Genomic DNA, 12,542 nt, shown 5'->3' with positions numbered 1-12,542 from the left:
CGTCGACCGGCCTCAGCCGCGCACGATCCCCGCGAGCGGCGCGGCGATGCGGCCCGGGAAGAGGCGCGCCATGGCCGTTTTCGGATCGAGCGCGAAATGCTCCGCCGCAGCGCCGGCCAGCATGCTCTCGAGAGCGGTGGTGGCGGCAAGGTCGCGGCCTTCGTGCAGCGCCCTCTCGCCAAGGCCCGGCCAGTCTGCGATCACCCGCCTGCCCGCCACCGCGCCGCCCATCGCGATGGCCGCGCCAGCCGTGCCATGATCGGTTCCGTTCGTCCCGTTGAACCGAGCCGTCCGCCCGAATTCGGTCGCGACCAGCACCAGCGTGCGATCCCACGCGCTCCCCATCGCCGCCCGGTATGCGCCGAGAAGCGCGTCGAGCTGGCGCGCTGAGCGGGCGAACTGGACAGGCTGGTTCGCATGGCTGTCCCACCCGCCAAGTTCGATCATCGCGATCCGCGCGCCCTCTTCCTCGCGCATCAGCGAAGCGGCAAGTTCGCCCGCGGTCTTTGCGTCGCGCAGGTTCCCGGCGTCGCTTCCCTCCGCCATCGCGCGCGTTTCCATCGCCTGCGCCCACAGCGCGCACAATTGCCCGTCGCCCGCATAGAGCCGGGCGACCCGGTCCATGAAGTCGCCGCTCGCTTGTGGAAGGGCCGAAGGCGCATAGCTCGAAGCGGGCGCGCTCCCGCGCAGGGCAAGCGGCATGGTCGGCGCAATGGCGAGCGCGCGCGGAGGGGCGCCATGCGCCTCTCCCGCTAGCGTGACCAGCCGGTTGAGCCAGCCGTCCTTGAGACCATAGGGTTGCGTCCCTCCCGTCTCGAGCAGGTTCTGACCGTCGAAATGCGAGCGCTCGCGATAGGCGGTCGCGGCGGCATGGACGAACACCGCTTCGCCCCTCTCATAGGCTGCGCCCACCTGGTCGAGCGCCGGGTGGATCGCGAAGAAGCCCTGCGCCCGGCGCGCGGCGGTGTAATCGGGCAGGGTCCGCTCGCGCAGTGCGGCAAAGCCGGGATCGCCGACCGGAGCGAGCATGGCGAGCCCGTCCGCCGCGCCGCGCAGCAGCATGAAGAGGAGGTTGCGCGATCCCGCCGTCCGGGCAAAGACCATGCGCGGCAGCGCAAGGGTCGCACTGCCCAGCACGAGCGATCCGGCGAGCATCGAACGGCGATTGATCGGATTGGCGATCGTGTCTCCCATGCCTGTCATCTCCGCATCATTTCCGGCGCAACCAGCAGCAGGCCGAGCGCCTGCGTCCCACTTTCCGCGCGCGACAGCCAGACCCGTGTGTTCGCGCTGAGAGCGCCGGGAAAGGCAGAATGAGCGCGCGCCAACACGCCGCCTGCAGGCACGCTGCGCGCGACGCGCTCCGCCAATTCGACCCTCCGCACCAGCGCATCCGGCCCGGCCCAGCTGCCGGCAAGATCGTCATAGCCCGCCGGTGAAGGCGCGCGCCACGGCAGCTGCCCCAATTCGCGCAGCGCGCCGGCGATCCGCTTGTCGTCGAGGCCCTCGAGCCCGGTAAGACGCAGGACCGAGATCAGCCATTCGAAGGGGGCGCGGTATTTGACCCGTTCCGTTACCCAGACCTCCGGCGAAGCGATCAGCGTCCGCGCAAGGCTGGCAAGATCGCCCCCCGTGCCGAGAAAATCCCGCTCGAGCCGGGCGACGAGGCTTTCCGGCGGATCGTCGCCCGCGAAATGCCGCGCGAGCTTTGTCGCTACGTGACGCGCAGTCGCCGGGTGAGCCGCAAGATCGTCGAGCACGGCAAGCGCCTGGTCCGGCCCGGCCTGCGCATAGCTTTGCCCCATGATCCGGAGCGTACCCGGCTCGTGGGCGAAGCGCACGAAGGACGCGCCGCCCGCCCGCCTTTCGGCAAAGCGTTCGATCCGTCCGAGCCCGGAAATCGTCCAGCCCGTAAGCGCGCGGGCGAATTCGGTCACGTCGGCCTGGCCGTAGCCGCCACCGACCCCCAGCGTGTGCAATTCCAGAACCTCGCGCGCGAGATTCTCGTTGAGCCCGCGTTCAGGCCCAGTGCGCTCAACACGCCGCTGGAACCGTGAATTGGGCCCGGCCGACTGGAATTGATCGAGGTAGAGCAGCATAGCGGGATGGAGCACGGCAGCTTTCAGGAGATCCGAGAAACGCCCGAGCACGCGGGGGCGGATCGCGCTGAATTCATGATTGCCGACCTGATGCTGGGTTCCCGGCTTGCCGGCCGAAACGCTGAAATGGTTGGACCAGAAATGCACGAGCCGCTCGATGAAGGGTGTGTCGCTCCGCGCTGCGAGATTGACCTTCAGCGCGATATCCCGGCGCAGGATGCGGCCCCCGTCTAGATAGGCCCGGCGGATGTCCGGCGGAAGTTCGGCGAGCGGGCCGCCCATGGCATCCCCCGCCATCGCCGCGGTCCTGCCCTGCGGCCCCATCGTCGCCGGTGCGGACCGTTCGGCGCGCCCGCGCATGTTCCGGTTGCGCCGTATCAATTCGAGGATCTCGCCCGCGCGCGCCGACGTATCCTCGCGTGCGGCGATCGCGGGCGGGCGGGGATCGAAGCGGTCCATTTCGGCGACCAGCGCGGCCTCGGCCGAGCGCACCGGAGCGCCGCTCATCGTTTCGCGCCACCGCAGACCGTAGCCGAAACGGTTGAGAGCGATGCTGTCCCTGCTCATGCCTGTCTTGCCTCCTGCATTGCGAAAGCAAAGCGAGACTGCCGGGCCATGGGCGCCCTGTCACGTCTCGCTCCGTCGCAAAATGTCACAACGCGGCAGAGAGATAACGGCGGGGCGCGCCGAACCCTTCGCGCGGCCTTGCGTGAGTTTCACGAAAGGCCATGCGAAGGGCGACGGGTTCCGGTTCCTAGACCGGGTGGCAGGCCGCGCCGCGCCCCCGCATGGAGGAACGCGCCGCGACAAGGTGATCAGGCGGCGGCGCGCAGGTCGGCGCCGATCTCGCCGGAACCTCGCGCCGGACCGCCGTAATCAAAGCTTGCGATGTGGCTTTTCAAATCGCCCGCGCTCTGCATCAGCTGGGCCGAGGCGGCGCTGGTCTGTTCGGCCATGGCCGCGTTCTGCTGCATCGCGCGTTCGAGCAGTGCCATCGCCTCGTTGATGTGTTCGATCCCCGTGAGCGACTTGTCCGACTTGCCCGCGATCTCGTCGATCCGCTCCATCGCCTCGGCCGCGCCCTTGATCGCTTCGCTGCCCCTGTCGGCATCGGCTTTCGCCTCGAGCGCGGTTGCACGCGTTTCGCCCCAGGCTTCGGAGTTCTCCTTGAATTCGCGCAGCAGTTCGGCGGTGGTGCGCGCGACATTCTTGATCGAGGCGGATTGTTCCTCGGTCTTGGCGGCGAGGTCGTTCGACGCCTCGCGCATCTCACGCGATCCGGTGGCGACCATGTCGGCAGTCCCCGCCCCAGCGCGCGACGAAGATGTCGTCCCCGGCCTCTGCCTGCAAGCGCTGGCCGAGCGCGGCGAGCACGATGTCGCCGACGAGATGGCCGAGCGTGTCGTTGATGTCCTTAAACCCGTCCAGATCGAGCAGCATCACCGTCACCGGCGTGCCGGCGGAATGGCGCACCGCCTCTGCCAGCCTGCGGTCGAAGACGCACCGGTTGAACAGCCCGGTCAGCCGGTCGCGCTCGGCCGCGCGCTTGAGAGCGGCGTTGCGCAGGTGCTCCTCGGTCACGTCAAGGAAGTCCCGGCGATGCTTTCGGGCCTGTCATCGACATCGATCCGCTCGCCGAACGTGCGCCGCGGCGCGTCTCGCCGTCGCCGCGGCGCACGTTCGCCTCGAACTGGAACGGCTCGCCCCGGTCGAGCGCGTCGAGCAGCGCCTGCTGGACGATCCCGCGGTCTTCGGGAGTGTAGAAACCGATCGCGTCCTCGACAGTGACCGGCTGGGCGGGATCGAGGCCGTGAATGGCATAGACCTGATCCGACCAGCGCAGCGTGTCATGGACGAGGTCGACCCGCCACGAGCCGATATTGGCGGCGGTTTCGGCCTGCTTGAACAACCGGTTGAGTTCGCGCAGCGACGCGTTCGCGCGGCTGAGATCGAGCGTGCGGGCATGGGTGGTGATGCATTGTTCGGCTAGTTCGGCGAGCACCCGCAGCGCCGGGATCTGGTCGCGGGAAAAGGCGCGCGGCTGGCGGTCGATCACGCATAACGTGCCGAGCAGCGCCCCGCTCTCGCTTGCGATGGGGATGCCGAGATAGGAACGGATATTTGGCTCGCCGATGACGAGCGGGTTCTGGCTGAACAGGTCGTGCTGGCGCGCATCCTCGACCAGCATCGCCCCGCCGCGCGCGATGCACACCGAACAGAACGACCAGTTGCGCGGGGTTTCCTCGACGTCGAACCCGGTTCTCTCGATGAACCATTGCCGCTCCGCCTCGACGAGGCTCCGCCTCGACGATCGAGACGAGATTGATGGGGCAGTCGAGCATGGTCGCGGCGAGCCGGGCGATCTTGCTGAAGATGGCGACATCGCTGACGCTGCCAAGCGCGAGCTTGCCGAGATTATCGAGGCGAGTCTGTTCGTTCACTCTGCCCCAATGCCGGGATTTTCTTAAGACTTTCTGGTGGGTTGTCCCGATTACCCCGCATCGGCGGTTAGACTTGCGTTAATTCCCCGCGAGCGGCGTTGCCGGCGCGCGCTTCGTGCGGCGTTTGCGGCCTGCGCTCAGGGTGAAGAACACGATCAGCGAGACCCCGATCACGCTCGGCCCGGCCCAGATCATCGGGTTGAACACCTGTTCGGGAAAGCTGCGCACCAGACCGACCGACAGGAACGCGGTATAGGCCGAAATTCCCATCCCGATGAGCGCGCGGAAATGTTCGCCCACATGGGCGCCGCGCGGAACGTCGCGGCGCCAGATGAAGACTTCCTGCAGGATCATGGCGATGATCCCGACCGCCGCGACGAGCACCATCAGCGGCTGGCCGATGGCAAACCCGAAAACGCCGCACCACAGGCCCGAGGCGACCACCGCCGCCATCACCGCCTGGTAGCGCAGGGCGCGCAGCCGCGTCCGGTCGCGCGCGTGCTTCACCACCGCGAGGCCGTAATCGACGAAGCCGATAGTGAGAAAGCCGAGATAGAGCATCATCCATCCGAACAGGCCAGCGAACAGGGTGCGGTCGGTGACGGAGGGGATGCGTTCCTCTGGCCCGAACAGCGACAGCAGCGCCATGAGGATCGCAAGGGCGCCTGCGCCGAGGAAGCCGTAGCACGCTATCCGGCCCCAGCGGCGATGCGGCTGCGCGCCTTTCCTGGTGAGGATCGGGACCCAGAACGCGGCAAGGCCCACCGTGCCGGTGGCGATGTGGAACAAGACGAGCGTGTGGAACAGGTCCATGGCCTCGACCTAACCAAATGTTGGCGGCCTTGCAAAGCGCAGCGCGCGACCTCGCGCCTGTCCCGCGCCATCCCCGCGCATTATCCGACATGCGGACAGGGCGCGCGCATGCTGGTCATAGCGCGGGGCTCCGGCATAGTGTCGCGCTCCGCAAGCAGACGAAAGGCACACCTGCATGGATTTCTCGAACGCCGCCGCCCCCGGACCCGCCGCGCAGGCTTTCCTCGACCGCGCCAGCCATCGCCATTTCATCGGCGGCAAGTGGGTCGAAAGCCGCGGCGGCGAGCGTTTCGAAACGCTCGATCCGGCGACCGGAAAGCCGATCGGGCATCTCGCGCGCGGGACGGCGCAGGATGTCGATGCGGCGGTGGCGGCAGCCCGCGCGGCGTTCGACGACGGGCGCTGGTCGGGCCTCGTCCCGATGGAACGCGCAAAGGTGCTGTGGGCGATCGCGGACGCGATCGAGGCCAATATCGACGAACTCGCCGAGCTGGAAACATTGGACCAGGGCAAGGCGCTTTACGTCGGGCGTTGGGCGGAGATCCCGGGCGCGGTGAACCAGTTCCGCTATTTCAGCGGCTTGGCGACCAAGATCGAGGGCGCGACGATACCGACCTCAATCAACTACCAGCCCGAGGGCAAGGAGGTCTTCGCCTATACCCAGCACCTGCCCGTGGGCGTGGTCGGCGCGATCGTGCCGTGGAATTCGCCGCTGGTGCTGACCGCGATGAAGCTTGCCCCCGCGCTCGCGGCGGGGTGCACATTGGTGCTGAAACCGGCCGAGGACACCTCGCTCACCGCGGTGCGGCTGGTCGAACTGATGATGGAAGCGGGGCTGCCCGAAGGGGTCGTCAACCTCGTCACCGGATACGGCCACGAAGCGGGCGCGGCGCTCGCGGCGCATCGCGGCGTCGACAAGATCGCGTTTACCGGATCGACCGCGACGGGGCGCGCGATCCTCGACGCGGCAAAGGGCAACCTGAAACGCGTGACGCTGGAACTGGGCGGCAAATCGCCGGTGATCGTGATGGGCGATGCCGACCTTGCCGCAGCGATCCCGGGGGCGGCGAACGCGATCTATTTCAACGGCGGGCAGGTCTGCATCGCGGGTTCGCGGCTTTATGCCCATCGCTCGGTGTTCGACCGGGTGGTCGAGGGCGTGAGCGAGGCGGCACGGGGCATCGCGCTCGGCCACGGGCTCGATCCTGCGACGCAGATGGGTCCGCTCGTCTCGTCGAGGCACGCCGCCAAGGTCGCCGAATTCGTCGCCGAGGGGCGCAGGGCGGGCGCAAGCGTGCTGGTGGGCGGAGAGACGACGGGGCCGAATGACAGTTTCGTCACGCCCACGATCCTGACCGACGTATCGCCCGACATGGCGATCATGCGCGAGGAAGTGTTCGGACCCGTCGTGGTCGCGACCCCCTTCGACGATTTCGACGAAGTGGTCGCCGCCGCGAACGACAGCGATTACGGCCTCGCCGCGGGCGTGTGGACCGAAAGCCTTTCGACCGCGACCCGGATCACCCGCAGGCTTCAGGCGGGGACGGTGTGGATCAATTCCCACGCCATGTACGATCCCTCGCTCCCGATCGGCGGGATCAAGCAATCGGGCTGGGGCCGCGACAGCGGGCAGGTGGCGATCGAGAACTATCTCAACCTGCAGACGGTCTGCGCGGTTGTATGAGCAGGGGCGTCTGAGCCTCGTGGCGGATTTCGACTATGTGATCGTGGGCGGCGGTTCGGCGGGGTGCGTCCTTGCCAATCGGCTGACCGAGGACGGCAGGAACCGCGTCCTGCTGCTCGAAGCGGGCGGGAGCGATGCCTCGCTGCTGGTGCGCGTCCCCGCCGCGATCGTGAAGCTGATCGGGAATCCGCGCTACGACTGGGGCTTTTCGGTCGAACCCGATCCGACGCGCAAGGGCCGCAGCGATTACTGGCCGGCGGGCCGGGTGCTTGGGGGGTCATCCTCGATCAACGGGATGCTCTATGTCCGCGGCGCACGCGGCGATTTCGACCAGTGGGCGGCGGCGGGCAATGCGGGCTGGGCCTTTGCCGATATCGAACATTGTTTTCGCAAGCTCGAAGCCTGCGCCTTTACCGCAGGGAAGGAGCGCGGGCGCGATGGTCCGCAGGTGATCGATTCGCTGCGCACCGTCCACCCGCTCGCCGCGACTTTCACCGCCGCCGCGCGGGCTGCGGGCCTGCCCGACAATCCCGATTACAATGGCGAAAGTCAGGAGGGCATCGGCCCGCCGCAGCTGACCCAAAAACGCGGGCGGCGCTGGAGCGCGGCGGACGGCTATCTGCGCCCGGCGAAAAGCCGCGCGAACCTGACCGTGCTGACGCGCGCGCAGGCGACCGGGATCGTGTTCGAGGGGCGGCGCGCGGTCGGCGTGCGCTATGTCCGCAAGGGCCGCGAGGAGGTGGCGCGGGCAGGGCGCGAAGTGGTGCTGTCGGCGGGCGCGCTGCAATCGCCCAAGCTGCTCATGCTGTCCGGCATCGGTCCCGCAGAACACCTCGCCGAGCACGGGATCGCCCCTCTGATCGACCAGGGCCATGTCGGCGCGAACCTGATGGAGCATCCCAGCAGCCAGCTCTCCTTCGCGGTCGACACGAGGACCTTTAACCAGGAGATCAACAGCGCGAGGGTCGCCTTTCACGGCCTCAACTGGCTGGTGCGGCGGCGCGGTCCGGCGACGAGCCCCTATCCGCACGCGGTCGGCTTCTTCCGCTCGGGCGAAGGGGTAAACCGCCCCGACATCCAGCTGATGTTCGGACCTTTCGGCTTCGAGTTGACCAGCCAGGGCGTGACCCCGTCGAAAAAGCCGACCGTGACCATCGTCATCGGGCTGTCCTATGCGCGCAGTTCGGGCAGGCTCTCGCTTCGCAGCGGCGACTGGCGCGAGCCGCCCCGTATCGCGCTCGACATGCTGTCCGACCCGCGCGACGTCGCCGATCTCACCGCCGCATCCCGCTTTGCCCGGGACATCATGCGCCAGGGGGCGATTGCCCCCCATGTGCGGGGAGAGATCGCGCCCGGCAGCGAGGTGAGGAGCGACGACGAATGGGAGGATTACCTGCGTCGCACGACCGACCCGACCTACCACCCGGTCGCCACCTGCCGCATGGCCCCCGGTGCGGATGAAGGCGTGGTCGATCCGCGCCTGCGCGTCCATGGCGCGATGGGGCTCAGGGTGGTCGATGCCAGCGTCTTTCCGGCCCATGTCAGCGGCAACACCAATGGCGCTGTCATGATGGTGGCCGAACGGGCGGCCGAATTCATCCTTGCCGACCGGGGCTGATCCTCCGGCCGACACCTCCCGCACGCACCAAAAGCCAAACGGCCCGGCGCATGGACTGCGCCGGGCCGCTCGCGCCTGACCCGGGGGACACCCGGGTCAGGGAAGGATCAGAATTCGTAGCCGACCGTGATCCGGGCCGTCCGGTCGAGGCCGAAGATCGGGACATAGCTGGTCGAGCCGAGCCCGCCCGTACCGATCAGGAACAGCGAGTTCGACACGTAGCGTTCATCGAGCAGGTTCTGCACCACGGCGCGGACATTGATGTTGCCGAGCGTGACGCCCGCCTGCAGGTTCATCAGGAAGCGGTCAGGCACCCAGGCAAGATTCGCTTCATCGACATATTGCTTGGTCTGGTAGGACCCGTCGACGCGCAGGTAGAAGCTGTTGTCCTCGCCGAATTCGCCCCGATAGCCGAGCCCGGCATAGGCATCGAAAGCGGGCGTGCGCTCGACCTGGTTGCCGCCGATCGGCACCTCGCCGGTCGGACAGACCGTGCCGTCGCAGGTCCCCGCAAGGCCGAAGCGCTGCGAGATCACCCCGTCGTCATAGGTCGCATCGTTGTACGACGCGCCGAAATCGAGAGTGATGTTGTCGTTGACTTCCCAGATGCCCTCGACTTCCGCGCCCTTCACGGTGACGCTGCCGACATTGCCGGTGACGGTCGAAAGGACGAAGAAGGTGGTCGGGATCGACCCGTCGGCAAGGCGCCGCACCTCGGTCGTCTGGAGGTCGTTCCAGTCGGTGTAGAACAGCGCCGCGTTCAGCGTGAGGCCGATTTCGGGGAAGTAGTTCTTCGAACCGATTTCATAGGTCCAGTTGGTTTCGCGCTGATATTGCTGCTGCGGTTCGAACGGCACGCCCAGCCCATTTGAGCCGCCCGCCTTCACCCCGCGCGCGGCCGAGGCGTAGAGCAGGTTGTCGGGCGTCATCTCGTAGGAGGCGGTGAAGCGCGGCGTAAAGAACTTCTCCGTGATGTCGTCACGCGGCGGGTTCAGCGCCTGGATCGTGGGATCGCCCGGTTCGCGGGTGAAGCGGTCGATCGTCGCGCGATCCTCGATCGTATAGCGCCCTTCGAAGGTCAGGTTGAGCCGGTCGGTCGCCTGCACTTCGAGGAAGCCGTAGAACGAGAGGATATCCTCGTCGCGTTCAAGGAAGGTGCGCCGCCCGAGGAAGAAGTTGGGGAAGGGCAGGCCCGCCCCGATCGGGAAGAAGATGTTCTCCTCTCCCGGCGTGTCGAGCGTTCCGATGGGGTAGTTTTCGGTGACGTTCGATTCGATGTCACTCGTGGTCGAATAATTCACCCCGACAAAGCCGTAGATGCCGTCGCTCTCATAAGTCACGCGCATGTCGTGGCTGAAGCTTTCGAATTCGCTCCCGGTGCCCGAACTGTCGAACAGCGCGCCAAGATTGACCGGCCCGAAGACGACCGGCTGAAGCGGATCGCGCGAGGTCGAACCGCGCCCGTCGACGTTACCGAAAGTGTAGCCGAACTGGTAGGTCAGCGTGAGCGGATCGGCGGGCGAGAAATCGACCCGGGCCGAGATCACGTCGGTCGGGCCGCGCAGGCCGAAGGCGCGCGGATCGATCAGGAATCCCTCGGGCCGAGGATCGGGAACGGCGCCGAGGATCGGGCTCGACTGCGCGCCGGTCGCAAAGTTGGGCGTGCTGGGCAGTTCGCCGCAATAGAGCCGGTTCTGTCCGCCCACGGGGCTGCAATTGTTGTAATTGTAGGGATCGAGCCCAGCCGTCCCGAACGACACGTTGGCGACGTGTTCCTGGAATCGTTCGGTGTGGAAATAGCTCGCCTGGAAGCTGAACGCCTCGCTCAGGTCGGCGAGCAGGGTGACCTGGTAGGTCTCGCGCTCGAACCCGCCGAGATTGCCGCAGGTGATGCAGCCTTCGGCATCGGCGAGCGGGTGGCTGTTGGGGATCGTCCCGTCGAATTCCTGGTAGGCCGCATGGGCAAGGACGGCGACCTTGCCGGGGACGATCGGGATGTTGATGGTCCCGCTCGCCTCGTAATATTCGTCCGTCCCGATGCCGGCCCGGACATAGCCGGTGATCTCGTCGAGATCGGGGGTCCGGCTGACGAGGTTGATGACGCCCGCGAACGAATTGCGCCCGTAGAGCGCGGATTGCGGGCCCTTGATGACTTCGACCCGTTCAAGATCGAGCAGGCCCTGGTCGATCAGGTAGTTTCGCTGGATGTAGATGCCGTCGAGATAGGTCGCGACATTGCTGACCGGCGACGTCACGCGCAGGTTCGTCTGGCCGCGGATCGTGGGCTGGGCAAGCAGGCCGGTGAATTCCTCGAACGCGAAGCCGACGATGTTGTCCGCGATATCGCCGAGATCGTCCGCGGCGCGCTGGGTCAGGGCATCGCCGGTCAGCGCGCTGACCGCGATCGGCACGTCCTGCAGGTCTTCCTCGAAGGTACGGGCGGTGACGATGATCTGGTTGCCGCGCGGCAGGTTGGTGGCGGGTTCGCCCCGCTCCTGCGCATCATCCGCCATTTCGGCGTCTTGGGCGTGCGCCGCGACGCCCGACAGTGCGATCATGGAAACCGTGGCCATGCCGAATGCGCGCAGGCCGACCGTCTTGAAGCCATTCCTTAGTGTCATCGCCTATTTCCCCGTTGTGGATGCGTTCCCCGATTTCAGTTTTGTGACGAAGCTCCTTGCGATTCCTGCATGATCGTTTGCTTTAATCACTCTGCGATAAGATGGAGGACGGGGCGGGCGCGGACATGCGAGAACCCGGCCCGTCCCCGAATTCAGCCGCCCTGCTGCTGGCGGGCGGCCTTCATGCGCTGCCACCAATCGGGCAGCTCGGCGCGCGGGGCGGTCGGGATCTCGTCGCCCTCTATCGGGGCGGGCGTCTGTTCGCGCGAATACCATTCGAGCGAGGAGAGCGAGGGCTCCTCCCACTTCTCGGGCGCCTCGAGATATTTGGGGTTGTTCGCGCGGATATATTCGACCGTAGCCGGGTTCGGCAGCTTGTCGATCGAATCCACCGCGCCCATGAAGGTCTGGTAGACGCAGTGCCCCTCGCTCGGCCCCATCAGCATCCACGGCAGCCACGGCGTCACGCGCGACCAGGTGCCGTTGTATTCGACGCTGGTGATCGACGGGTCCTGCATCGCGTTCCAGTCGATGAAATAGAGGAACGTCTCGGTCACCCGGTTGAATTCGCCGCTCGATTCCCGCGGCCACTGGGCCGGCTGGAGCGCGCTGGGATAGAACAGGTTGATGTGGCTGAAGAGGTTCAGCATGTCCCCGCGCCGCCGGAAATCGAGCATCAGCGGAATCTTCGGCGGCTTCTGCGTATTCAGCCCGCCATAGCTGGGCGGGTCGGGGTAGAAATTGGTGATCGTGTGGTTGAAGGGATCGTTCGCGATCGGCACGACCTTGACCGTCTCGCCCATGTAGGGGTTTTCCCATTCCGTCAGGATCTCGCCCGTCTTGATATCGGTGTAGAAACCGATTTCGCGCAGGACCTTGCGGTAGCCGATCCCGTCCTCGTGCGGGAGCAGGCGCGCGGCCGAGACCATGGTGAAGCCGACGAGATCGCGCAGCGCCTCGTTCGGGCGCACGCCCTGGATGATCCCTTCGGCGAACCCGTACTTGGTCGACTGCATGTCGGTATTGCCGAGCAGGCGCGCCCAGGCCTCGCGATTGCCCTCGGGCTTGGTCAGATCGAGGAAATCGCCGGTCAGCGAACGGTCCATCGATCCCCCCATGCCTCCCATCCTGTCCATGGCCTGCGCCATGCCGGGGGTGAGGGTGAGCCCGGCTGCGGTCGCGGCCGCGCCGCCTGCGAGGAAGTCTCTGCGATGCATCTGTGATCTCCTTTCCGCAAGGGAAGGTAACGGCAGCGCGACAGGCGAC

General features: G+C 66.8%; 11 protein-coding genes. 3 read left to right on the top strand and 8 right to left on the bottom strand.

The annotated features are described in order from the left end of the window. Nucleotides 1-12 precede the first annotated feature (12 nt). The 5 genes from Ga0102493_RS10320 to Ga0102493_RS10300 all read right to left on the bottom strand — a co-directional run bounded on the left by Ga0102493_RS10320 (nt 13) and on the right by Ga0102493_RS10300 (nt 4,368). On the bottom strand, nt 13-1,203 hold the full coding sequence (locus Ga0102493_RS10320; RefSeq protein ID WP_236922200.1) for a DUF1501 domain-containing protein: 1,191 nt from the start codon (nt 1,201-1,203) through the stop codon (nt 13-15). Beyond that, nucleotides 1,200-2,666 (bottom strand): DUF1800 domain-containing protein, encoded by a 1,467-nt coding sequence (locus Ga0102493_RS10315; RefSeq protein WP_034900715.1) that lies wholly within the window; start codon nt 2,664-2,666, stop codon nt 1,200-1,202. The genes Ga0102493_RS10320 and Ga0102493_RS10315 overlap by 4 nt, the downstream gene beginning before the upstream one ends. Nucleotides 2,667-2,914: 248 nt before the next feature. Then, the gene (locus tag Ga0102493_RS10310) at nt 2,915-3,391 is read right to left on the bottom strand and encodes a methyl-accepting chemotaxis protein (protein WP_034900716.1); all 477 of its coding nucleotides are present in this window, start codon (nt 3,389-3,391) and stop codon (nt 2,915-2,917) included. After that, nucleotides 3,369-3,680 (bottom strand): diguanylate cyclase domain-containing protein, encoded by a 312-nt coding sequence (locus Ga0102493_RS10305; RefSeq protein WP_034900717.1) that lies wholly within the window; start codon nt 3,678-3,680, stop codon nt 3,369-3,371. Before Ga0102493_RS10305 ends, Ga0102493_RS10310 begins: the two co-directional genes overlap by 23 nt. A 1-nt stretch (nt 3,681) precedes the next feature. Beyond that, on the bottom strand, nt 3,682-4,368 hold the full coding sequence (locus tag Ga0102493_RS10300; protein ID WP_236922339.1) for a GAF domain-containing protein: 687 nt from the start codon (nt 4,366-4,368) through the stop codon (nt 3,682-3,684). On the opposite strand from Ga0102493_RS10300, the gene Ga0102493_RS16395 reads away from it, so the two are divergent. Next, nucleotides 4,304-4,567 carry a hypothetical protein gene (locus tag Ga0102493_RS16395; protein WP_034900719.1) on the top strand — a complete coding sequence of 88 codons (264 nt, stop codon included), beginning with the start codon at nt 4,304-4,306 and terminating at the stop codon, nt 4,565-4,567. The two genes, Ga0102493_RS10300 and Ga0102493_RS16395, sit on opposite strands and share 65 nt — an antisense overlap. 51 nt (nt 4,568-4,618) lie before the next feature. Here Ga0102493_RS16395 and Ga0102493_RS10290 read toward each other — a convergent pair whose 3' ends face one another. After that, a complete protein-coding gene (locus Ga0102493_RS10290) occupies nt 4,619-5,353 on the bottom strand; it encodes a hypothetical protein (protein WP_034900720.1) in 735 nt (244 codons plus the stop codon). Nucleotides 5,354-5,528: 175 nt separating this feature from the next. On the opposite strand from Ga0102493_RS10290, the gene Ga0102493_RS10285 reads away from it, so the two are divergent. Both Ga0102493_RS10285 and Ga0102493_RS10280 read left to right on the top strand, forming a co-directional pair. Further along, on the top strand, nt 5,529-7,037 hold the full coding sequence (locus Ga0102493_RS10285; protein ID WP_034900721.1) for an aldehyde dehydrogenase family protein: 1,509 nt from the start codon (nt 5,529-5,531) through the stop codon (nt 7,035-7,037). Nucleotides 7,038-7,056: 19 nt separating this feature from the next. Continuing rightward, on the top strand, nt 7,057-8,655 hold the full coding sequence (locus Ga0102493_RS10280) for a GMC family oxidoreductase (protein ID WP_034900722.1): 1,599 nt from the start codon (nt 7,057-7,059) through the stop codon (nt 8,653-8,655). 107 nt (nt 8,656-8,762) lie between these two features. Here the strand turns inward: Ga0102493_RS10280 and Ga0102493_RS10275 are convergent, their stop codons facing one another. Beyond that, nucleotides 8,763-11,276, bottom strand: coding sequence for a TonB-dependent receptor (locus Ga0102493_RS10275; protein ID WP_069297507.1), 2,514 nt, complete (start codon nt 11,274-11,276; stop codon nt 8,763-8,765). 152 nt (nt 11,277-11,428) lie between these two features. After that, nucleotides 11,429-12,493 carry a DUF1838 family protein gene (locus Ga0102493_RS10270; protein WP_051697491.1) on the bottom strand — a complete coding sequence of 355 codons (1,065 nt, stop codon included), beginning with the start codon at nt 12,491-12,493 and terminating at the stop codon, nt 11,429-11,431. Nucleotides 12,494-12,542 lie beyond the last annotated feature (49 nt).

This window comes from Erythrobacter litoralis (assembly GCF_001719165.1).
Taxonomy (GTDB): domain Bacteria; phylum Pseudomonadota; class Alphaproteobacteria; order Sphingomonadales; family Sphingomonadaceae; genus Erythrobacter; species Erythrobacter litoralis.
This window is presented reverse-complemented; position numbering and strand designations above follow the sequence as displayed.

Bases quoted from the DNA above. Each gene is read 5' to 3' on its own strand.
- Ga0102493_RS10275 (WP_069297507.1), bottom strand. From the start codon at position 11,276: ATGACACTAAGGAATGGCTTCAAGACGGTCGGCCTGCGCGCATTCGGC.
- Ga0102493_RS16395 (WP_034900719.1), top strand. From the start codon at position 4,304: ATGCACACCGAACAGAACGACCAGTTGCGCGGGGTTTCCTCGACGTCG.
- Ga0102493_RS10310 (WP_034900716.1), bottom strand. From the start codon at position 3,391: ATGGTCGCCACCGGATCGCGTGAGATGCGCGAGGCGTCGAACGACCTC.
- Ga0102493_RS10285 (WP_034900721.1), top strand. From the start codon at position 5,529: ATGGATTTCTCGAACGCCGCCGCCCCCGGACCCGCCGCGCAGGCTTTC.
- Ga0102493_RS10270 (WP_051697491.1), bottom strand. From the start codon at position 12,493: ATGCATCGCAGAGACTTCCTCGCAGGCGGCGCGGCCGCGACCGCAGCC.
- Ga0102493_RS10320 (WP_236922200.1), bottom strand. From the start codon at position 1,203: ATGACAGGCATGGGAGACACGATCGCCAATCCGATCAATCGCCGTTCG.
- Ga0102493_RS10290 (WP_034900720.1), bottom strand. From the start codon at position 5,353: ATGGACCTGTTCCACACGCTCGTCTTGTTCCACATCGCCACCGGCACG.
- Ga0102493_RS10315 (WP_034900715.1), bottom strand. From the start codon at position 2,666: ATGAGCAGGGACAGCATCGCTCTCAACCGTTTCGGCTACGGTCTGCGG.